Genomic DNA, 23,810 nt, shown 5'->3' with positions numbered 1-23,810 from the left:
AGATTTAGCTATTAGTTCAACTTTTAGAAATAAGGAAGGTTTTGATGAAGTGTTTTTTTATTGTGTTCTGAGTCTTTCATGAGTTAATTAATTTAGGTTCATAGTGATCAACCAATTATTAATTTAAATTTTACATCTGGACTGCCTTTTTATTAGAATAATGTTTTTTGGTTGTTAAAGTTTACTTAAAAACAGTAATTATTGTCACTTCGAGTCGGTGACTATTAATAAATGCTGTTTAAAACTTCTACTTTTAATGCGAATTACCAAATAACTTTATTCATGAAGAATTTTACAATGTTACTGTATACTTTTTTTTGTACAGTAGTTTTATGGGGACAAGAACGTCCACAATGGATGCGTTATGTATCAATTTCGCCTACGGGAGAGTATATAGCATTTACATACAAAGGAGATTTGTATAAAGTACCTTCTCAAGGAGGTCAGGCCATTCAGCTCACATTTCATCAAGCCCATGATTATATGCCTATTTGGAGTAAAGATGGTAAACAACTGGCATTTGCGTCTGATCGTTATGGCAATTTTGATGTTTATGTGATGGACGCTTCAGGTGGTGAGGCAAAACGACTTACTTTTCATTCCAATGATGAGTATCCATATACTTTTTCATCAGATGGGAACTCAATATGGTTTGGTGGTGTAAGACAAGATGTTGCTGAGCATCGTCAGTATCCTACTGGGTCTCAGCCTGAGGTGTATACGGTTCCGGTGCAAGGTGGTCGTGTTAAACAATTATGGACACTTCCGGCAGAAGCGTTACAAGTTAATTCTACAGGGAGTACTATTTTATATCATGATAAAAAAGGAGGAGAGAATGAGTGGAGAAAACATCATCAGTCATCTATAACAAGAGATATATGGTCTTATGATGTTGCCACTGGGACACACAAAATGATTACTTCATTTTACGGAGAAGATCGCAATCCTGTGTTTGCTCCTGGAGGAAATTCAATTTATTATTTAAGTGAAACATCAGGGAACTTTAATATTCATAAAATGAATGTTTCTGGCGGAGACTCCAAACAGCTAACTCAGTTTAAACTTCATCCAGTACGTTTCTTAACTATCGCAGATAATGGACTTATGAGTTTTAGTTATGATGGAGAAGTTTACACTTTTCGTGAAGGACAGCAACCCAATAAGGTAAATGTCCAACTCTTTACTCAAGCATCTCAAAACCAAGATGCAGTTGTAACTGTTAATGGAGGAATTAGTGAGATGGCTCTATCTCCTGATGGTAAAGAAGTTGCTGTAATAGCAAGAGGTGAGGTATTTGTTACTTCAATAGACGGGGCAATTACTAAACGTGTAACACAAACCCCTGCCACAGAACGTTTTTTGAATTTTTCACCGGATGGCAATTCTTTAATTTATGCAAGGGAAGAAAATGGGAAATGGAGTATTTTTAAATCTGAACGTATTCGATCAGAAGAACCTTTCTTTTTTGCTTCCACATTGCTTAAAGAAGAGCCACTAATACTTAATGAGAATGAAAATTATCATCCGGTGGTTTCACCCGATGGAAAGAAAGTGGCCTATATTGAAAATAGACGAACCTTAAAAGTGTTAACACTTGCGACTAAAGAAGCGGTAACCTTACTGACACCCAAAGAATTGTTTCATATGTATGATGGTGATCAGTTTTTCACATGGAGTCCTGACAGCAAGTGGTTACTGGCTTCCTTCAAACCAACTATGGCTAATGGTGAGATTGTACTATTGGATGCATCGGCCAAGAAACCCATGGAGAATTTAACTCAGAGTGGATATGATGATTACTCACCTAAATGGGTAAATGGTGGGAAGCAGTTGTTATGGTTTAGTAACCGAGATGGTATGAAGAGCTTTGCTACCAGCGGAGGGTCACAAAGTGATGTTTATACCTTGTTTTTAACACAGGAAGGTTGGGATCGATTTCGTCTAAGTAAGGATGATTTCAATCTGTTAAAAGAATTGGAAAAGGTCAATAAGAAAGAGGCTATTAAGGAAGAAGACAAGAAGAAGAGTGGGTCTAAAAAGGAAGATATTCAAATAAATGAGTTGAAATTTGATTGGGAGGATTTGCGTGATCGAAAAGCACGTCTTACTATACACTCCTCTCAATTAGGAGATGCTGTACTTTCAGATGATGGTGAAAAACTATATTATTTAGCCCGCTTTGAAAAGGGGATGAATTTATGGAGTACTGATTTGCGTACTAAAGAAACTAAAATGGAATTAGCTTTGAATACCTCTTTTGGTAGGTTAGCATGGGATAAAGAACATAAATCACTTTTTTTATTGAGCGGAGGAAGTATTTCTAAAATTAATCCACAAGGATTTAAGAAAGAAGTAGTGAAAATAGCTGGGGAAATGACCCAAGATGTGATGGCAGAACGTACATATATGTTTGAACACGTATGGTTACGAACTAAAGGTATTTTTTATACGCCAGATATGCATGGAGTCGATTGGGATCTACTAAAGAAGGAATATGCCAAGTATGTTCCTCACATAGGTAACAGCTATGAATTTGCAGAGATGCTTTCCGAAATGCTAGGAGAGCTTAATGTATCACACGCAGGTGCTCGTTATAATAACCGAATGAGTGGGGGTGATGAAACTGCTTCCTTAGGTATTTTTATAGATTATTCCTACGATGGAGATGGGATTAAGATAGCAGAAGTCATTAAAGGTGGACCATTAGATAAAGCTCATCTTGATATAGCGTCAGGAATGATTATTGAGAAAATCGACGGAGAAAAGGTTACGACAACTAAAGATGTTGCGCAATATTTAAACAGGAAGGCGGATAAATTTACCTTATTGGAAGTGAAAAGTGTTAGTGGAAAGGATACGAAACAAGTAACAGTGAAACCTATTTCTTTAAGAGAAGAAAATGCACTATTGTATAGACGATGGGTTAAAATAAATCAGGACGAGGTTGAAAGAATGAGTAATGGTCAGTTGGGCTATGTCCATATTCCGGGAATGGGAGATGGACCTTACCGAAATACCTATGAAGAAATGATGGGTAAATACCATAATCGAAAAGGAATGATAATTGACACACGTTTCAATGGAGGGGGTGACCTGGTTGCTGATTTAGCAATGTTCTTTACCGGAGAGAAATTTTTAGAATATGCTACTGCTGATCGTGCTGTAGGGTATGAGCCTACTTTCCGCTGGACAAAACCCACTTTAGCAATGTTTAATGAGGCTAATTATAGTGATGGGCATTGTTTTGCTTGCGGGTATACTGATCTGAATATTGGAAAAACAGTAGGTATGCCAGTTCCAGGTACATGTTCTTTTGCGGGATGGGAAACTCTTCCTGATGGAACTCGTTGGGGAGCTGTACCAATCAGCGTAAAGAATAAGGCAGGAGAGTGGTTAGAAAATAATGAAACGAAGCCTGATGTTCAAGTGAAAAATATGCCTGGTGCGATTGATCAAGGAAAAGATGAACAATTAGAACGTGCAATTCAAGAATTATTGAAAGAGATTCAATAATAACCTGACAAGTATAAAAATAGAAGTGGCCTAAATGGCCACTTCTCCTTTTATGTGGGGATGAGGATTATAATTTTCAAGTGTAAAATCTTCAAAGTTAAAATTGAAAATATTATTGACTTTCGGGTTTATTTTCATAATCGGTAAAGGCCTGCAATCTCGTGTTAATTGAAGTTTTACCTGCTCCAAATGATTGTTGTAGATATGAACATCTCCAAATGTGTGAATAAATTCACCTGGTGCATACCCACATACTTGTGCGATCATCATAGTTAAGAGCGCATAGGAAGAAATGTTGAAAGGCACTCCTAAAAATACGTCAGCACTACGTTGATACAATTGACAAGATAGCTTTCCGTCTGCAACATAGAATTGGAAAAAGGCATGACATGGTGGTAAAGCTGCCTTACCATTTGCGACATTTTCGGCAAATGTATGGTTAGTGTCAGGAAGTACACTTGGGTTCCAAGCTGACACTAACATCCTTCTACTGTTTGGGTTGTTTTTTAAGGTGTTAATAAGTTCCGTAATTTGATCGATTCCTTCATTGTTCCAATTTCGCCATTGATGGCCATATACGGGGCCTAAATCTCCGTTTTCATCTGCCCATTCATTCCAAATACGAACACCATTTTCCGTAAGGTAACTAGTGTTGGTGTCGCCTTTTAAAAACCACAATAGTTCATATATAATGGATTTTAGATGGAGTTTCTTGGTAGTCACCATCGGGAAACCTTCACTAAGATCAAATCGCATTTGATATCCAAAAACACTTAGGGTGCCTGTTCCTGTACGATCCCCTTTTTGATGACCATGCTCTAGAACATGTCGCAATAAGTCGTGATATTGTTTCATTTGTGTAGTCTTTTATTGCCTTTAGTTTGAAATTATAGATTAACTAGAATCTTGGGAAAGATTACGTTTGTTGCAAACATAGTAAAATGGCATTTATGAGCTATTCTGTATTCAACTGATTTTTTACAAAGGTTATTAACTTTAATAAAAAATGCCTGCTTTTTAGCAGGCATTTTTTTATCCTATAATCATACCGGCAAGCGTGGCTGATAAGAGTGAAGCAAGTGTCCCTCCTAAAACCGCCTTCATTCCGAATTCAGAAAGTGTTTTTCTTTGTCCTGGTGCTAGAGATCCTATTCCTCCAATTTGTATTCCGATAGATGCGAAATTGGCAAATCCACATAACATATAGGTGGCCATTATAACTGATTTTTCATAGGTAAAATGTAATGTGTTAGCAGCATTTTTAAGTTCTGCTAATTGAATATAGCCTACAAATTCCGAAGCAGCCAGTTTTATCCCCAATAACTGGCCCATTAGCATCATATCTTCTTTGGCTACTCCTATTAGCCACATAAGTGGAGAGAAAATTAGTCCTAAAATAGATTCTAAGGAGAACTTGTCATAAGGAGTGTATTCTGAAATAAGGGCGTTTAAGGAGGTAAGATCTCCTATCCAACCAAAAATATGGTTTATCATTGCGATAAAAGCTATGAATACAAGTAGCATGGCTCCAACGTTAGCTGCGAGTTTTAATCCCTCAGTAGTACCATTTGCAATGGAATCAAGTATGTTTGAGCCAATAGCATCAGTTGATACAGTTGCATTGTTGTCTACTGCTGCTTGTTGAGGATATAGAATTTTTGATACTACTATAGCTCCAGGCGCAGCCATAACTGACGCCGCTAATAGATGTTTAGCAAATTGCAATCTTAATAATGGGTCGCTGCCTCCTAAGAATCCAATATATGCAGCTAATACGCCTCCGGCAACCGTAGCCATACCACCAACCATAACAAGAAGAATTTCTGATCGAGTCATTTTCTCAAGATAGGCTTTTATCATTAAGGGAGCTTCTGTTTGTCCTAAGAAAATATTTCCAGCAACAGAGAGACTTTCTGCTCCTGATATCCCCATGAGTTTTGTGAGAATCCAAGCTAGTCCTCTAACAATTACTTGAATGACACCTAAATAAAATAACACAGAAGTCAGTGCAGAGAAGAAGATGATGGTAGGTAAAACTTGAAATAAAAAGATAAAACCAAAGCTTTCAACATTCATCATTCCTCCTAATAGGAATTCACTTCCCGCTTTTGTGAAGTCTAAAATAAGTACAAAAATATTTCCAACCCACTCAAAAGCAGCTTGAATAAAAGGAACTTTTAATACACCAATGGCAAGTAATAGTTGAGCGGAAAGCCCAATCCCAATAGTTTTCCACTTGATCATTTTTCTATTACTACTAAAAATAAATGCTATTATTAATATGGCAAGCATACCTATGGCTCCTCTTAGAATACTTTCTGTCGAAATTCCTTGATTGGGTATTAATTGAGCGGAAGTGGTTGTGTTTTCTTTTTCGGGTTGAACAACTAGTTTTATTTGCTTTCCATTTTTGGAAAGAGTAAGTGTTGAATCAGTAAGGGTTTCCACCTTAAATCGGATTATAGAATCCTGCATTTTATCTGGATAAAGAAAAAGGAGCTTTTGTTGATGAAGGTATTCTCCTTGAATAGTGTTATCCTCAATATTCCATTGGAACGACCCTTCCTTTAAGGAAAGATAGGGTGAGTTTTCCTTAGTATGACCCCACGTTTTTTCTATGGACTGTGTCCAACCTAGGGCACTTATAAGTATAAAAAGAATTGTCAAAATTTTTTTCATGGAAGATGTGAATTGTCTTAAATGTTCAAGGATAAGGTGCTATTTGTTTCTTTTAGAAATTTCATCTCTTATTTTTGCTGCTTTCTCGTAGTCTTCATTTGTAACAGCGCTATCTAACATGTTGTATAATTCAGAGAGTGAATATTTCTTATAGCTTTCATCTGAGGCAGGAGATTCTTTTTCAGGATTTACAAGTTCATCTACAACAATACTGTCTTCGTCTTGATGCTCATCTTTAGAAGTGAAGGTGAGATATATTCCTGCTTTATCTAAAATATTTTTGTAAGTAAAAATAGGCGCATTAAATCGAAGTGCTAAGGCAATTGCATCACTGGTGCGGGCATCTATTATTTCTTCTATTTTATCCCTTTCACAAATTATGCTGGAGTAAAAAACACCGTCCACCAATTTGTGGATTATTACTTGTTTAACAGTAATATCAAATCGATCTGCAAAATTCTTAAATAAATCATGTGTGAGTGGTCGAGGAGGTTTTATTTCTTTTTCAAGCGCAATAGCAATAGATTGCGCTTCAAAAGCACCGATAACAATAGGGAGTTTTCGGTCGCCTTCTACTTCATTCAATATTAGGGCATAAGCGCCATTTTGTGTTTGACTATAGGAAATTCCTTTAATATTTAAACGTACCAAGCTCATACTGCATTAAAAATCCCAAGGTTATAACTACTTACTAAATCTACTTATGTTAAATTAATAAAAAAAGGCTGTCTAAACAAGGTAAGGTACCAAATTTAGACAGCCCTTCCGGGGCACAATTTAACAAAATTATGCGTTCGAAGCTTTAAATTCTTTCAATTTTTGAATGAGTTCTGGAACAATTGTAAAAGCATCACCTACAACCCCGTAATCAGCAGCTTTAAAGAAGGGTGCTTCAGGGTCTGAATTGATCACGACTTTTACTTTTGAAGCGTTAACACCAGCTAGGTGTTGAATAGCTCCAGAAATTCCGATAGCAATATATAAGTTAGTGGCAACAGGTTTGCCAGTTTGTCCAACGTGCTCACTATGGGGGCGCCATCCTAAATCTGATACCGGTTTTGAACAGGCCGTAGCGGCTCCAAGTACTTCTGCAAGTTCCTCTATCATCCCCCAGTTTTCAGGACCTTTAAGGCCTCTTCCGCCAGAAACTACTATGTCAGCATCGGCTATGGTAAGTTTTCCAGAAACTTTGTCTATATTGGTAACTTTAATGCTAAGGTCTGCTTCCGATATTTCTACTGAGAAAGAAGTGATAGTCGCCTCTGTTTTTAATTCTTTAAGACCAAAGGAATTTCCAGATAAGCCTATGACTTTGACTGGAGTGTTTATCTCTGTGTAATTAAATGCTTTATTTGAGAAAGCTGTACGTTTAACTACAAAGGGATTAGTGGAAGTAGGCAATGCTATTACATTAGAAGCATAACCAGCCTCCAAATTAACTGCGAGTAGTGGAGCTAAATATTTGGCATTTGCACTTGAGCTAACTACAATGATATGTGCATCAGTTTGTTTAGCGGCTTGTTTGATAATTTCGGCGTATGCTTTGGCATTGAATTGAGTTATCTGCTCATTGGATACTGCTAAAATTGAGTCAATACCATAATTACCTAATTCTGCAGGGTTTTCGGCATTAATGGTCATTGCGGTCGCCTTTGTTCCTAGTTGTTCAGCCAATGCCTTTGCATAAGAGGCTACTTCTAAAGAGGCTTTTTTAAATTTTCCGTTATCAGTTTCTGTATATACGAGTACCATGATTTCTGAGTTGTATTTGTTAAAATGGGCTAGGTTTATATTACTTTGGCTTCGTTGTGTAATAAATTGATTAGTTCGTCCAAATTATCCGGGGAAACTAACTTAACTGCACCTTTAGGGGCTGGTTTTTCAAATTTTACTGAGGACGTCTCTGAAAGGGTATTATTAGGCTCTACTACTGTAAGTTGTTTTTGACGAGCCATCATAATACCGCGCATATTAGGTATACGCAAGTCGCTTTCTTCAACTAAGCCTTTTTGTCCTCCAATAACAAGAGGGAGTGATGTTTGCAGAGTTTCTTTTCCTCCATCAATTTCTCGAATGACAGTGGCTGAATTGCCCTCTACTGCCAGACCAATACACATATTTACGAAATTCGCATTTATTAGAGTAGCCAGCATTCCTGGAACCATGCCACCATTGTAATCAATAGATTCTCTTCCCGCAATAATTAAATCGTAATTTCCATTTTGTACTATCTCTGCAAGCTGTTTGGCTACATAGAAGCCATCTGTAGGAGTTGCGTTTACACGTATGGCTTCATCAGCACCTATGGCTAATGCTTTTCTCAGTGTTGGCTCAGTGTCAGGCCCCCCAACATTGACAACAGTAACATTGGCGCCTTGTTTTTCTTTAAACCACATTGCTCTTGTAAGTCCAAATTCATCATTTGGGTTGATTACAAATTGAACACCGTTTGTGTCAAACTGAGTGTCGTCATTGCTGAAGTTAATTTTAGACGTAGTGTCAGGTACATGACTTATGCAAACCAGTATTTTCATTGTTTAAATAATTTTAGGTGTTAAATCCGACTAAAAAGACTAATTATTTTTAGAAACAGTCTAGGCAGTCTTGTTTGGAATGATTTATTCAAAATAATAGGATACGAATATACTTATAAATTTTCAGATTTACTATGCGCGCATAGTAAAAATTTCACAAAATCTTTCAAATTAAGCGGCTATTTATTACTACTTTTGTTCGGTTAAAAAACTGGGGATTCCTCCCCGATAATTTACAGTATTAAGAAATGAGAACAATACAGTTTAGAGAAGCCGTTTGTGAGGCCATGAGTGAAGAGATGCGTAGAGACGAGTCTATTTACCTAATGGGTGAAGAGGTAGCTGAGTATAATGGAGCGTATAAAGCATCAAAGGGAATGCTTGATGAGTTTGGTTCCAAGCGTGTTATTGACACACCTATTTCAGAACTTGGTTTTGCTGGGATTGGCGTGGGGTCTGCAATGAATGGAAACCGCCCAATTATTGAGTTTATGACTTTTAACTTCTCTTTGGTGGGTATCGATCAGATAATAAACAACGCAGCCAAAATTCGTCAAATGTCTGGAGGTCAATTTGATTGTCCGATTGTTTTCAGGGGGCCAACTGCCTCTGCTGGACAATTAGCGGCAACACATTCACAAGCTTTTGAAAGCTGGTATGCGAACTGCCCTGGATTAAAAGTAGTTGTGCCTTCTAATCCGTATGATGCTAAGGGTTTATTAAAATCGGCAATACGTGATAATGATCCCGTTATTTTCATGGAGTCCGAACAGATGTATGGGGATAAGGGTGAAGTTCCGGAAGGAGAATATACTATACCATTGGGAGTAGCGGATATTAAACGTGAAGGAACAGATGTAACAATAGTTTCTTTTGGAAAAATTATCAAGGAGGCGTATAAAGCTGCTGATGAGTTAGCACAGGCCGGAATTAGCTGCGAAATTATAGATTTACGTACAGTAAGACCAATGGATTACGAAGCAATTCTGACTTCTGTTAAGAAAACAAATCGTCTGGTAGTGTTAGAAGAAGCTTGGCCTTTTGGTAGTGTGGCTTCTGAAATTACCTATATGGTTCAAGAACGAGCATTTGATTATTTGGATGCTCCTATTCAGCGCATCACCACAGCGGACACACCAGCGCCTTACTCACCTGAATTATTGGCTGAATGGTTACCAAATGCAGAAGATGTTGTAAAAGCTGTAAAAAAGGTAATGTACAGATAAGATATAAAAAAGACATTCGTTAAAAAAACTTCATCGGTTCGTTCTGGTGAAGTTTTTTTGTCTATTCTTGTAATTATTTAATTCTGTTTTTATAAGAATTGTAGCAGGATTAAGTGAATTAATTTGATTCGGATTTGAAAGGATTATTTAAGTTATTGTTTGTTCTCCTTATAGGGGGAATGCCTATAATACTTTTTGGGCAAACTAAAGTAGGAGGGGTTGTTGTAGATGCCTCAGGGGAACCTATTGCTTTTGCTAATGTACTTTTCAAAAATTCTTCAGAAGGTACAATTACCAATGATAATGGCGTTTTTTATTTAGAATCTGATAAAACCTACCAGGGAATAGTCGTTTCTTTTGTGGGCTTTACGACTCAAGAAATTCCATTACAAAAACGAGTAACCTATGACCTTAGAGTGGTGCTGGAAGAGGGTGAAGAATTACAAGAAGTAATAGTATATGGAGGGAAGCAATCAAAGAGAAATAATCCTGCTATAGATATTTTGAGAAAAATATGGGCTCGTAAACGGCAGAATGGGTTGAACATGTATAATCAATATGCTTACAATAAATATGAGAAAGTAGAATTTGATCTTAATACAATTGATAGTTCCATGATGAAGAGTAAGCTATTTAAAGGAATGGAGTTTATCTTTTCTCAAGTGGATACATCAAATATTACAGGAAAAACGTATTTACCAATTTTTATTAATGAATCATTTTCAAAAGTATATGGCGACAATACTTTTTCTAAAGTTAAAGAAGATTTAATCGGAAATAAAAATTCAGGATTTGAAAACAATCAGTATATTATTTCTTTTGTACAGGATTTGTATTCAGACTATAATATCTATGACAATTATCTTCGGTTTTTCGACAAGAGTTTTGTGAGTCCATTGTCTCGTACTGGAATAGATACCTATAATTATGTTCTTAATGACAGTGCTTTTGTCGATAATAAATGGTGTTACAATATTATCTATTACCCAAGACGTAAAAATGAGCTTACATTTAAGGGTGATTTTTGGGTGAATGACAGTACGTTTGCCATAAAAAAAATCAATCTTCAAGTTACCAGGAGTGCTAATATTAACTGGGTTAAGGATATTTATATTGAACAGGAATTTGATGTTTTAAATGATTCTGTTTTTTTACTTAAGCGTGACTATATGATGAGCGATTTCAGTTTAAGTAAAAAAGAAAAAGCACGTGGGGTTTACGGTAAAAGAACTACTGTTTTCAATAATTATGATTTTAACAAGGAGCGCCCCAGAGCATTTTATGAAGAAAAAGTTGACCCCTTTAATCCTATTATTTACCAACAAACCGATGTGTTTTGGGCTGAAAACCGCTTGGAGAAACTTAGTAAGGATGAGATAGGAATTTATAAAATGTTGGATACACTTAAAACGGTCCCTAAGTTTAAACGACTATATAGTTTAGGTAGTATTTTGGCATCTGGATACATTGAGTTTCCCTCCTATAAAATGGATTATGGGCCAATCTATTCTACCTTCGGTATGAATGATGCGGAAGGACTTAGGTTAAGAACAGGTGGTCGTACTTATTTTGGTCAAAATGATCCATGGAGATTAGAAGGGTATTTGGCATATGGATTTAAGGATAATAAATTTAAATATGGAATATCTGGTAAATGGATGCTTAATCGAAACAATAGATTTATTATATCAGGAGGTAATCGACGTGATGTAGAGCAAATTGGTGTAAGTCTAACAGCTACAAATGATGTGTTGGGTAGGAGTTATGCTTCTTCGGCGGTTTTTACTACAGGGACCAATAATAAGTTAACTAATATTAACCTAACCACTGCGACCGTAGAATTAGAACCTGTAAAAAATCTTAATTTTAGGACTGGAGGTACTTATAGAACGCTTCGATCGGCTTTACCAGAGGTGTTTAGTTTGAGTTATTTGGATCCGGAAAGTGGTGAAGTAATAGATGAAACAAGACAGTTTGATCTTACGATGGCTCTGGAATATACCCCAGGGCGCAAAACAATAGGTTATGGAGTTGAGCGTATGGATGTGAACGATGATTATGCTCGGTTACATGTGTACTATACCTTTGGGATAAAAGATATCCTAGAAAGTCAGTTTGATTATAAAAAAATTCAATTGTTATACAGACAGCCTTTGCAATTAGGTGGCGTAGGTCGATTGGTGACTACAATTGAAGCAGGTAAGACATTTGGGGATGTTCCATTAGGACTACTAAGTGTAATTCCTGGAAATCAAACTTATTTTTCAATATATAATACCTTTCCCAATCTTGATTTTTATGAATTTGTAACTGACACCTATTCTTCTGTGCATTTTGAGCATAATTTCAATGGTAGGTTTTTATCCCGTATTCCATTACTACGTAAACTTAATTGGAGAGAGATTGTTGGATTAAGAGGGGTTTGGGGACAACTTTCAGATAGTAATGTTGCCCTTAGTTCTCCTTCAAATATTCCTTTAGTTGCGCCAAGTGATAGAATTTATTATGAGTATTCCCTGGGGATAGGTAATATTTTTAAGGTGTTTCGTATCGATGTAAATTTTAGAGGGAATTACCTAGAAATGCCTGATGCTAGACGTGTAAGTGTAACCGGTGCTTTTGGCTTTCATTTTTAGAATTCTTTCTATTCAAACTTAAGGTAAAATAAATGTAAAACCCTTGTGTAGTCGCTATTTCTGAAGTACTTTTGCAACCCTAAAAGAGAAAAAGAAAATGACTGTAGAAAAAAACATAACATTTGATGTTCTTATAGAAATTCCTAAAGGAAGCCGTAATAAATACGAATACGATTTTAGTCTGAAAAAAATTCGATATGACCGAATGATTTTCTCCTCTATGATGTATCCTGCAGATTATGGTTTTATCCCTGAAACTGTTGCTTTGGATTCGGATCCTCTTGATGTATTGGTGTTGGTTTCTGAGCCTACCTTTCCTGGCTGTGTTATGCAAGTTAAGCCCATAGGGGTTTTTCACATGGCTGATGAAAAGGGGCCAGATGAAAAGATTATCTGTGTTCCGGTATCAGATCCTATTTGGAATAAGCTAAATGACTTGGAGGATATAAATCCACACTTGTTAATGGAAATTGAACACTTTTTCCAGGTTTACAAGGATTTGGAAAAAAAGAAAGTAGCTGTTGATGGATGGGGTGATAAAGAAGAAGCCTTGGCTATTATTGATCAGTGTGTAAAACGTTATAATGAGAGTGAACACAAAACTTTAGGAAATTTTACTGTATAAAGTGATTTTTATCATTCTTTTAAAAAAAGCATCTTCATTACCAAGAAGATGCTTTTTTTTATGAATTTAATTTGTTTATTTTTGAGAACATTAACATTAATCATTAACCAATTTTTTTGAACTAAATGGAGAACTTACTTTACCTTTTACCACTAGCCGGTGTACTCGGGCTGCTGTATATGGCAGTTAAGTCGGCGTGGGTTTCCAAACAAGATGTAGGAAATGAAAAGATGGCGCGTATCGCTAAAAACATTTCAGATGGAGCTATGGCCTTTTTAAAAGCCGAGTACAAAGTATTATCGATTTTCGTATTGGCAGTAGCCGTTTTGTTAATTTTTAAAGGGCAATCAGATGCTGAATCTACCCCATTGGTTGCAGTTTCTTTTGTTGTAGGAGCTTTACTATCTGCTTTAGCTGGTTTTATAGGAATGCGTATTGCTACCAAAGCGAACGTACGTACAACTAATGCTGCTAGAACGTCATTAAACAAAGCCCTTGAAGTGGCATTTTCTGGAGGAGCAGTAATGGGGCTGGGTGTAGTGTCATTGGGTGTTATTGGAATCAGTGTATTGTTGATCGTGTTTAGCAGTATTTATGATATGGACAGCCAAGGAGGACTAATTGTAATTCTTAATGTAATCTCTGGATTCTCCCTTGGAGCCTCTTCAATTGCGTTATTTGCACGTGTAGGAGGTGGGATTTATACTAAGGCTGCAGATGTTGGAGCAGACTTAGTTGGTAAAGTTGAAGCAGGAATTCCGGAAGATCACCCGTTAAATCCAGCTACTATAGCAGATAATGTGGGAGATAATGTAGGGGATGTCGCTGGTATGGGAGCTGATCTTTTTGAGTCCTTTGTAGGGTCAATTATTGCTACAATGGTCTTGGGAGCTGTGTTCTTTGGATTGCCTGAGTTTTCAGACTTCAAACTTGGAGCTGTTTATCTACCATTATCATTGGCAGCAGCCGGAATTATTGTTTCGGTTATCGGTACTTTCTTCGTTAAAGTAAAAGAAGGAGGTAATCCGCAGACAGCCTTGAATATTGGGGAGTTTTTGTCGGCTGGAATAATGATAGTTGTATCCTATTTTATGATAGACGCCTTCCTACCTGAAACATGGGTTTTTGGAGGTAAAGAATTTTCTTCTTTTGGAGTGTTCTTAGCAACTATAGTTGGTCTTGTTGCTGGTTTAGGAGTTGGAAAAATTACCGAATACTACACGGGTACAGGTACTAAACCTGTAAAAAGTATTGTAGACCAATCTGTTACGGGTGCTGCGACTAATATTATTGCAGGATTAGGGGTAGGAATGATGTCTACTGCTATTCCTATTTTGTTAATAGCAGCAGCTATTATATTGTCTTTTCATTTTGCTGGATTATATGGAATTGCTATCGCGGCAGTTGGTATGCTTGCAAATACAGGTATTCAGTTAGCAGTCGACGCATATGGTCCTATCTCTGACAATGCAGGCGGTATAGCGGAAATGGCAGAACTACCAAAGGAGGTACGTGAGCGTACAGATAAACTAGATGCAGTTGGAAATACTACAGCAGCTATTGGTAAAGGATTTGCCATTGCTTCTGCTGCTTTAACTGCATTAGCATTGTTCTCAGCTTTTATGCAACAAGCAAATATCGGATCAATAGATATCTCCAAGTCTACGGTGATGGCTGGACTTTTTGTAGGTGGAATGTTGCCTTTCGTTTTCTCAGCTCTTTCAATGGGTGCAGTGGGTAAAGCAGCAATGTCTATGATTCAAGAAGTTCGCAGACAATTTAATGAAATTCCTGCGTTGAAGGATGCGTTAGCCATTATGAAAAAATATGATGGAGATCTTTCTAAAGCAACACCAGAAGATAGAGCTATTTTTGATAAGGCAGATGGTGTTGCAGAATATGAGAAATGTGTTGCAATATCCACCGCAGCTTCTATTAAAGAAATGGTAATTCCAGGAGTTTTAGCCATACTAACACCAGTACTTGTTGGTTTTATTGGAGGTCCTGAGATGCTAGGCGGCTTGCTAGCTGGTGTGACGGTGACAGGAGTTCTTATGGCAATCTTTCAGAGTAATGCTGGTGGAGCTTGGGATAATGCTAAAAAAATGTTTGAAGGAGGAGTAGATATTCAGGGAAAAATTTATCACAAAGGCTCAGAGCCACATAAAGCTGCAGTTGTAGGTGATACCGTTGGAGATCCATTTAAAGATACTTCCGGACCTTCTTTAAACATATTGTTGAAGTTAATGTCTGTAGTTGCCTTGGTAATTGCTCCAACTATTGCAAATGAAATTGAAACCGCTACCGCTGGAAATGATTCAGCTAAAGAAATTCGTGTAGAACATAGTGTATCTATGGATGTTTCTGATGCTGCAGATTATGCCAAAGCGATAATTACAACAACTACTTCAAAAAATGGAGTGGTTCAAACTTCAGAAGAGGTAATTGAGGGTACTGTTGCTGATGTGAAGGCAAAGGTAGAAGCATCTAAAGATGTAAATACCCATGTAAATATTGTAAAGGAGAAACAGAAGTTATAAACTCTCTTTTTAAATTAAATAAGAAAACCACGCATAGGCGTGGTTTTCTATTTTATGTTTGAACTATTTATCTATTTTGAGGAATGTCTCTGTTCATTTCAATCACATCAATTTCGGTATTTTCTACTCCTAATAAATGTTTGCTAAAATAATCAGCAGTAAGCCAGAAGAAATATTCGTTCATGCTTCCAAAACCATGACGTTGTCCTGGCATTAACATAAAATCAAAACGTTTATTTGATTTAATTAATTCATTGGCCATTCTAATAGTTCCTCCTGGGTGAACATTGTTATCGATGTCTCCTGTTACAAGCATCAAGTGTCCCTTAAGATTTTTGGCTAGAGATTGGTTTTTGTCAATTGCATACTTGTATTTAATGCTCCCATCAGCTTCTGTTTCCTCCTTGATTCCATGATGAGTTTCACTCCACCAGCTATTATAGATGGTGTTATCGTGATTACCTGCTGAAGAAACGGCTGCTTTAAAGAAATCTGGATACACTAGCATGGCAGCTGTAGACATAAACCCTCCTCCTGAATGACCGAAAATCCCAACTTTTTCAATATCAATAAAGTGGTGTTTATCTGCTAATTGTTCGGCAACATATTTTTTGTCTGAAAGACCATAATCTCTTAAATTTCCATATCCATAAGTGTGATACCATTTAGATCGAGCTGGATGCCCTCCACGATTACCTAACGTAACCACTATAAAACCTACTTGAGCCAAACGATCTGTTTTATCCATTCCAACTGAAAATGATTTGTTCACAGCTTCAGTCTGAGGTCCTGGATATACATATTGAACTAATGGGTATTTTTTAGTTTCGTCAAAATCAAAAGGTTTATACATGACTCCGTAGATGTCAGTGATACCATCATCAGCTTTCATTTTGAATGGCTCAGGGAACCTATATCCGGTTGCCATCAATTGCGATAAATCGGCTTCTTCAAGTTGCATTACAACACTACCATTACTGTTTCTAAGTTCTGATTTTGGGGTTGTATTTACACGAGAAAAATTACTAACAAAATAACTATTTGAATCTGATAAATCTGTGTTAGTGTTGTAATCGCCTGGATTTAGTGATTTAAGACCAGTACCATTTAAATTGATTCGATATAAATGCTCATAATATGGATCAATTTTTTTATCAACCCCATTTGCCGAGAAATATACTGATTGAGTTTTTTCGTCTATACCTTTGATTTCTTCAACATGAAATTCACCAGTTGTCACTTGTTTTTTTAGATTTCCTTTAGTGTCATATAAATATAAATGTCCCCATCCATCTCTTTCTGACCAATGTAAAATTTCACTTTCATTATTAAATAATGTAATTGGGCCATTATTTTCAATGTAAACGTTTGAATGTTCATTTATAAGTGTTTTTACTTCGCCAGTCTGGGCGTCAGCCACGTGAATATCTAGCCTTTTTCGGTCTCGACTGATGGTATGAAAGTAAATAGCTCCTTTTTTGGATAACAACAATGATGGCTTGTGTTTACTTTTGTCAGATTTCTTATATTGATGTCTATATACTGCAATACTTTGTTGAACGGTGGTGTCAAGTTTGATATTGGTTATTTCTTTAGAAGGGATGTCAAAAACTATTAGACTGCTTTTGTAAAACTCCTGCTCTCCAGCCATGTGATATTTATAGGTTTCAAGTGTAGGTCGTCCACTTGCGGTGGTGTTGATCACCCAAAGATCTTTTATATGTCTAGAATCTGTACGTTGAAATACAAATTTCTTAGAATCGTGAGACCAAACACCCCATACAGGTTTTCTGTCATTTTTTTTCTTTTCTTTTTCAATATTGTCTAGGTTGCCAAAATCACCACCGTAACTAAAATGCTCTTCACCGTCTTTTGTCCATTGATGTTCAACGATAGTTGTGTCTTTTTCGTCTTCAAGAGCCTTTTTGAAATTTTCTTTATCCATCCAATATAAATTGTAGTTCTTAGAAAAAAGAACAATGGTACTGTCAGGAGAAACGTTTGCCCAAGGTTTAGATTTTTTGTCCTCCTTTTCGTTGTTAATTATTTTCAGTCCATTTCCGCCTAATTTATATTCTAGGTAGTATACCTTTTTCTCCATTTTAGGCTTTTTCTTAGGAGTGGTCTTTGTAGTCTTGGAAGAATCTGTTTCTTTAGTGTTTTCTTTCTCTGTGTTTTTCTTTTCTTCTTTTTCTATTACTGGTACTTCTTCGTTAGCAGTGACTCTAAATCTGATAGCAGTTTCGTTATCGACAAATTCGAAATCGAATCGTGGAAGATGCTTTGCTTCATAGGGGTCTTTGGTAATCTCCGATAACCATTTGGCCATTTTTGCGTTGTCAAATAGTTTTGCTTTTGTACGAGTATCTGCGTCAACTATATAATAACTGGAACCTTCGGTGGTCTTGTATTGATACCAAAAGCGATTTCCATTTTCAAGCCAGTTAGGTCTTACTGTTGTGGAATGTACTAGTTTGCCTAGATTTTTTGGAGAATACTTGGCTGCCTGCCTATAATTTGGCGTAGGAGTAGCCATCTCCTTTTCTTGTGCTGTAGAAATACTTGCGATAAATGAAAAGGCAAGTATTAGCGTAATTTTTTTCATAACATTGGTTTTAGTTAGAAAGTTGTAATTAAAATTAATCGAGCTAAAGTAATCAAAGCTTGGTTTTAGGGATGTTAATAAAAATATAAAACGAAAGCTCCTGTAAATTCAGAGGCTTTCGTTTTATATTTGTTTATGTATGTGATTTAAAATAAACCGTTAATCTCGGCGTCTATACGATTGATAACTGTTCCAAGGTCTTCTGGATTGTCTACAAAATCCATTTCATCTACATCAATAATGAGCAATTTTCCTTTGCTGTAATTGTGAATCCAAGCCTCATATCGTTCATTAAGACGGCTTAAATATTCAATTGAAATTGAATTTTCATACTCACGTCCACGTTTATGAATTTGCTTTACTAAATTAGGTATCGAACTTCTTAGGTAGATCAACAAATCAGGCGCTTGCACCAATTCTTCCATAAGATCAAACAAAGATTTGTAGTTACTAAAATCTCGGTTTGTCATTAATCCCATTGCATGGAGATTAGGAGCAAAAATATGGGCATCCTCATATATGGTACGGTCCTGAATTATTGCTTTTCCACTTTCACGTATTTGCAAAACTTGACGAAAACGACTATTAAGGAAGTAAATCTGCAAGTTAAAGCTCCACCGTTCCATTTGGGTGTAAAAATCATCTAGATAGGGGTTGTCAACCACATCCTCAAACTGAGGTTCCCACCTGAAGTGTTTGGCTAGTAATTTAGTTAAGGTTGTTTTACCGGCACCTATATTTCCTGCAATGGCAATATGCATATTGTTCTTATTTAAGCTGTTGTAATGGATAAGGGAAAATAAACTTTCCGTTGTAAATATACAAGTTGTCCACCTGAACTAAAAAATCTTTTATACAGATTTCTCTCAAATTTAGAGGAGGTGTTATTTGTGCATTACTATTTGGTTATTCCTTACTAAGTATTGTATGCCCTTGATTATCGTGAATTTTGTTATCGTTGATGTGAGGAATTTAAAAGGAGAGGTTCAACAATTGTAGTTGAAGAATATAAAATTATTAATGAGTAAGTGCTGGTAATTTTCATAACATTGACAATCCAAGAGCCTGTTGGGAAGTGGCTTGAATAAAAAAAAGCCCCGTATGACAGGGCTTTTAAAAAAATATGTATTGTTACAATTTGAAAGCTTCTTTTATTTTATCCACGTAGTCTAATTTTTCCCAAGTGAATAACTCTACTGTAATTTCTTTAGCTGCCTCATAAGGAGAATGGAATATTTTGGTGACTGTTTTAGGCTCTCTTCCCATATGTCCATATGCCGCAGTTTCACTGTAAATAGGGTTTCTAAGTTTTAAACGTTTTTCAATGAAATAAGGGCGCATATCGAAAATACCTTCTACAATACGAGCAATTTCTCCATCACTAATATTGATTTTAGAAGTTCCAAAGGTGTTAATGTAAATTCCCATTGGCTGCGCAACACCTATAGCATAACTTACCTGAACCAATAGTTCATCAGCAACACCTGCCGCAACTAAATTTTTAGCAATATGTCGTGTCGCATAGGCAGCACTTCTATCAACTTTACTTGGATCTTTTCCAGAGAAGGCTCCCCCTCCATGAGCACCTTTTCCGCCATAGGTGTCTACAATGATTTTACGTCCAGTAAGTCCTGTGTCTCCATGAGGTCCTCCAATAACAAAAATTCCTGTTGGGTTGATATGGTATTCAATAGCACTGTTAAAAAGATGCGAATAATGAGGGTATTTGGCTACTATCCGCGGAATTAGGATAAGTTTAATGTCTTGTTCAATCTTTTTAAGCATTTCTGCTTCTGGACCGAAATCATCATGTTGAGTTGAAATTACAATAGTCTTTATACGTTCAGGCTTATTGTTATCATTATACTCTAGTGTTACTTGGCTTTTTGAGTCAGGTCGCAAATAGGTAATCTGGTTGTTTTCACGACGGAGTTCGGCAAGTTCTTGTAATAATTTATGTGAGAGGTCTAATGCCAGTGGCATATAGTTTTCAGTTTCATTAGTTGCATAACCAAACATCATTCCTTGATCACCAGCACCTTGCTCTTCTGGATTAGCCTTATCTACTCCTTGATTGATGTCAGGAGATTGTTCATGGATTGCAGAAAGTATACCACACGAATTGGCTTCAAACATGTATTCACTTTTGGTGTATCCTATTTTTTTAATGACATCTCTAGCGATTTGTTGTACATCTAGATAAGTGTCGGATTTAACTTCACCGGCAAGCACAACTTGTCCAGTGGTTACTAAAGTCTCACATGCCACTTTAGAGTTTGGATCAAAGGCCAAAAAATGGTCAATAAGTGCATCACTTATTTGGTCTGCAATTTTATCAGGATGCCCTTCAGAAACAGATTCAGAGGTAAATAAATAGCCCATATAGTTTAACTTCAAAAACGATTTTTGTTTATAGGGAGATAGGACCGAAAGGCTAAAGAAAGTATATCGATAAGATAAGCGATACAAGCTGCTTTAGCATTTTTTTGAAACCTTTTAAAGGTGTCAGAGGTTGCAATCAGTCAAATCTGTCCTCTTTTAGTATTCTTGGGCAAAGTTAACAAAAGAAATTTATATGCTGAGTTAAAAAGGGGAAAAATTATTCTACTAATTTTATAGATTAATAAAAAATCATTTGCATATGTCAATTTTATTTTTAAACATTTGCAATAACAAATTAGATAAAACAAAAATGAATACCTTAATGTGCAATAGCCGAATGATGATGTGGAGATTCTCCGCAGCAGATGCTATTGTTCTAATGTAAGGTTATAAATTCAATCCTATACTAGTTAAAAGCCTCTGCAAAAGCAGAGGCTTTTTTTTTGTTCAGTTTATAATATTAATCAATAACACTATAAAAAGGAAAAAATGAGTACAGAAAAATTTGCAACACAATTATTACATGCCGGCCATGATGTATCACAACATGCAGGAACTAGAGCCGTGCCTATTTATCAAACCACATCCTATGTCTTTAACAATGCTGATCACGCTGCTTCACTTTTTAATTTGACTGAATCAGGATACATTTATACACGATTAAATAACCCTACTAATGATATTCTTGAACAGCGATTAGCAACTTTGGAAGGTGGAATTGGAGCAGTGGTTACGGCCTCAGGAACTTCAGCTATAGCAACGGCATTGTTAGTATTGTTAAAGTCGGGAGATCATATAGTAGCTTCAAGTAGTCTTTATGGTGGTACTTACAACTTATTAAATGTGACTTTGCCAAGATTGGGAATAACCACAACATTTGTAGATCCATCTCATCCTGAATCATTCGCGGATGCAATTCAAGACACAACTAAGGCTATTTTTATAGAATCTTTAGGAAATCCTAAATTAGATGTTCTGGATATAGAAGCAATTGCAATCCAAGCTTCAAAGGCTCAAGTTCCTTTAATTGTAGATAATACTGTAGCTACTCCTGCGTTGTTAAATCCGATAAAATACGGTGCTAATATTGTTGTTCATTCCTTAACTAAATATATTAGTGGTAATGGTACTTCATTGGGAGGGGTTATTATTGATGGTGGTAATTTTAATTGGAGTAATGGTAAATTTCCTGAATTTACTACCCCATCAGCGGGGTATCATGGATTAGTTTATCATGAAGCGTTGGGAAATGCTGCTTTTATAGCAAAAGTTCGGTTAGAAGGATTAAGAGACTTAGGAGGGGCCTTGAGTCCATTTAATGCATTTCAGATTCTTCAAGGATTAGAGACTCTTTCCTTACGTCTGGATCGACACAGTAGGAATGCGTTGGCATTGGCCCAATGGTTGGAGGATCAAGAAGATGTAGCATGGGTTAACTATCCAGGCTTAAAAAGTAGTTCTCAGTATACTTTAGCCCAAAAATACCTTCCAAACGGACAAAGTGGCGTGGTAACTTTTGGGGTAAAAGGAGGGTTTGAAGCCGCCAAGGTAATTGCTGATAAAACAAAATATTTCTCTTTACTAGCAAATATTGGAGATACTAAATCGCTTATTATTCATCCAGCTAGTACCACACATCAACAACTTAATGAGCAACAGCAGTATTCTACAGGAGTGACTCCTGATTTGATTAGGTTATCTGTAGGAATTGAGGATTTAGAGGATTTAAAGGCTGATTTACAAAGGGCTTTTAAAGAAACTTCGAAAAAATAAGTTTCTTAATGTTGCATGTTTGGAAATTATATAAGTAATTTGCACACACAAAAGTTCAGACTTTTTTTGAAATGTTATAAAGAAAGGCAGAGGGAATAGACCCATTGAAGCCTTAGCAACCCTTCGTTCTTAACGAAGAAGGTGCTACATTCTACCACATATTGTGGAAAGATAACATGTACGTTTTTTCGCTACTGCCTTTTTATAGCATTTCCAATAGTCATATTAAAATTAAAAATATTGGAAAAAGGCATTCAACATATTCAAATATCATCATTTTTAACTCGAAGTGGATTACATTGTGATACAATCAATTTGGGGTATCAGTTATTTGGTTGTTCTCTAGGTACGGCACCTATAGTGGTGGTTAATCATGCACTTACCGGCAATTCTCAGGTTACAGGGGAATCGGGTTGGTGGAATGAAGCTATAGGAGAAGGAAAGGTTATTGATACATGTCGGTATACAATTATTGCCTTTAATGTACCTGGTAATGGGTACGGTTATAATGATCAACCAATAGATAATTACCAAGACTTTACGGCTTATGACATAGCAAAATTGTTTCTATATGGACTAGAATTTCTTGGTGTTGATTCAATATATGGCTTGATTGGAGGATCTGTGGGAGGGGGGATTGCATGGGAAATGGCAGCTCAAAGACCTCTATTAGCAGCACATTTGATCCCTGTTGCTTCTGATTGGAAATCTACAGACTGGCTTATTGCTAATTGTTTGATACAAGAACAAATATTGAACAATTCATCAAGGCCAGTACATGATGCTCGATTACATGCAATGTTGTGTTATCGAACACCACAATCTTTTAAAGAAAAGTTTGGAAGAAGTTGGAATGAAACAGAATCACTATATAATATTGAAACATGGTTACTCCACCATGGTAAAAAGTTACAGCAACGTTTTCAGCTTTCAGCCTACAAGTTAATGAACAAACTTCTTCAATCTATTAATATTGAGGCTGGGGGATTGTCTTTTTCAGAAATAGTTACTCCTATTAAGGCGCATGTGCATATTGTTGCTATTGATTCAGATTTATTTTTTACGCCTGATGAGAATCGTGAAACGTACCGATTAATAAAACAGTTAGGTAAAGAAGTTAGCTACCATGAAATAAATTCAATACATGGGCATGATGCTTTTTTGATTGAATTTGATCAATTGGAAACTATTTTAAAACCAATTTTTGGAACGAATGAACCATAGATTAAATGTCTCAAGTGGATTAAAAACCTTTAAAACAGGAATTAGTATTTAAGAATGACTATTTGCAAATAAA

The 23,810-nt window shown here is 36.3% G+C and carries 15 protein-coding genes and 1 riboswitch; of the genes, 7 read left to right on the top strand and 8 right to left on the bottom strand.

From position 1 onward, the window contains the following. Positions 1-282 precede the first annotated feature (282 nt). The gene (locus PT603_RS09485) at positions 283-3,513 is read left to right on the top strand and encodes a S41 family peptidase (protein WP_008237082.1); all 3,231 of its coding nucleotides are present in this window, start codon (positions 283-285) and stop codon (positions 3,511-3,513) included. Between the two features lie 30 nt (positions 3,514-3,543). On the opposite strand, the gene PT603_RS09480 is transcribed toward PT603_RS09485, so the two are convergent. From PT603_RS09480 to PT603_RS09460, 5 genes are all read right to left on the bottom strand, one after another. After that, on the bottom strand, positions 3,544-4,368 hold the full coding sequence (locus PT603_RS09480; protein ID WP_008237086.1) for a thymidylate synthase: 825 nt from the start codon (positions 4,366-4,368) through the stop codon (positions 3,544-3,546). A gap of 177 nt (positions 4,369-4,545) precedes the next feature. Next, on the bottom strand, positions 4,546-6,192 hold the full coding sequence (locus PT603_RS09475) for a NupC/NupG family nucleoside CNT transporter (protein WP_008237088.1): 1,647 nt from the start codon (positions 6,190-6,192) through the stop codon (positions 4,546-4,548). Between the two features lie 39 nt (positions 6,193-6,231). Continuing rightward, positions 6,232-6,849 carry a bifunctional nuclease family protein gene (locus PT603_RS09470; protein WP_008237089.1) on the bottom strand — a complete coding sequence of 206 codons (618 nt, stop codon included), beginning with the start codon at positions 6,847-6,849 and terminating at the stop codon, positions 6,232-6,234. Positions 6,850-6,978: 129 nt separating this feature from the next. After that, positions 6,979-7,947: an electron transfer flavoprotein subunit alpha/FixB family protein gene (locus PT603_RS09465; protein ID WP_040488517.1), complete on the bottom strand. Its 969-nt coding sequence runs from the start codon at positions 7,945-7,947 to the stop codon at positions 6,979-6,981. 32 nt (positions 7,948-7,979) lie between these two features. Beyond that, positions 7,980-8,726: an electron transfer flavoprotein subunit beta/FixA family protein gene (locus tag PT603_RS09460; protein ID WP_008237104.1), complete on the bottom strand. Its 747-nt coding sequence runs from the start codon at positions 8,724-8,726 to the stop codon at positions 7,980-7,982. Positions 8,727-8,974: 248 nt separating this feature from the next. Between PT603_RS09460 and PT603_RS09455 the strand changes: the two genes are divergently transcribed. The 4 genes from PT603_RS09455 to PT603_RS09440 all read left to right on the top strand — a co-directional run bounded on the left by PT603_RS09455 (position 8,975) and on the right by PT603_RS09440 (position 15,753). Continuing rightward, positions 8,975-9,952, top strand: coding sequence for a pyruvate dehydrogenase complex E1 component subunit beta (locus PT603_RS09455; protein ID WP_008237105.1), 978 nt, complete (start codon positions 8,975-8,977; stop codon positions 9,950-9,952). 179 nt (positions 9,953-10,131) lie between these two features. Further along, positions 10,132-12,588 carry a DUF5686 family protein gene (locus PT603_RS09450; RefSeq protein ID WP_050951115.1) on the top strand — a complete coding sequence of 819 codons (2,457 nt, stop codon included), beginning with the start codon at positions 10,132-10,134 and terminating at the stop codon, positions 12,586-12,588. A gap of 97 nt (positions 12,589-12,685) precedes the next feature. Beyond that, positions 12,686-13,213: an inorganic diphosphatase gene (locus PT603_RS09445; protein ID WP_008237108.1), complete on the top strand. Its 528-nt coding sequence runs from the start codon at positions 12,686-12,688 to the stop codon at positions 13,211-13,213. Between the two features lie 125 nt (positions 13,214-13,338). After that, positions 13,339-15,753 (top strand): sodium-translocating pyrophosphatase, encoded by a 2,415-nt coding sequence (locus PT603_RS09440; protein ID WP_008237109.1) that lies wholly within the window; start codon positions 13,339-13,341, stop codon positions 15,751-15,753. 67 nt (positions 15,754-15,820) lie between these two features. Here the strand turns inward: PT603_RS09440 and PT603_RS09435 are convergent, their stop codons facing one another. The 3 genes from PT603_RS09435 to metK all read right to left on the bottom strand — a co-directional run bounded on the left by PT603_RS09435 (position 15,821) and on the right by metK (position 20,740). Next, positions 15,821-18,358, bottom strand: a complete 2,538-nt coding sequence (locus PT603_RS09435) for a S9 family peptidase (protein WP_008237110.1) — start codon at positions 18,356-18,358, stop codon at positions 15,821-15,823. A 146-nt stretch (positions 18,359-18,504) separates the two neighbouring features. Then, positions 18,505-19,119, bottom strand: coding sequence for a deoxynucleoside kinase (locus PT603_RS09430; RefSeq protein WP_008237111.1), 615 nt, complete (start codon positions 19,117-19,119; stop codon positions 18,505-18,507). A 370-nt stretch (positions 19,120-19,489) separates the two neighbouring features. Beyond that, on the bottom strand, positions 19,490-20,740 hold the full coding sequence (gene metK, locus PT603_RS09425; RefSeq protein ID WP_008237112.1) for a methionine adenosyltransferase: 1,251 nt from the start codon (positions 20,738-20,740) through the stop codon (positions 19,490-19,492). Between the two features lie 489 nt (positions 20,741-21,229). On the opposite strand from metK, the gene PT603_RS09420 reads away from it, so the two are divergent. Both PT603_RS09420 and PT603_RS09415 read left to right on the top strand, forming a co-directional pair. Beyond that, the gene (locus PT603_RS09420; RefSeq protein WP_008237113.1) at positions 21,230-22,513 is read left to right on the top strand and encodes an O-acetylhomoserine aminocarboxypropyltransferase/cysteine synthase family protein; all 1,284 of its coding nucleotides are present in this window, start codon (positions 21,230-21,232) and stop codon (positions 22,511-22,513) included. A 71-nt stretch (positions 22,514-22,584) separates the two neighbouring features. Next, positions 22,585-22,691, top strand: a riboswitch (SAM riboswitch). 62 nt (positions 22,692-22,753) lie between these two features. Continuing rightward, positions 22,754-23,737 (top strand): alpha/beta fold hydrolase, encoded by a 984-nt coding sequence (locus PT603_RS09415; protein ID WP_008237114.1) that lies wholly within the window; start codon positions 22,754-22,756, stop codon positions 23,735-23,737. Positions 23,738-23,810 lie beyond the last annotated feature (73 nt).

The sequence above is a fragment of the Imtechella halotolerans genome (assembly GCF_028743515.2).
Classification (GTDB): Bacteria; Bacteroidota; Bacteroidia; order Flavobacteriales; family Flavobacteriaceae; genus Imtechella; species Imtechella halotolerans.
The sequence above is the reverse complement of the archived record's forward strand: the minus strand, read 5'-3'. Positions and strand labels throughout refer to the sequence as shown.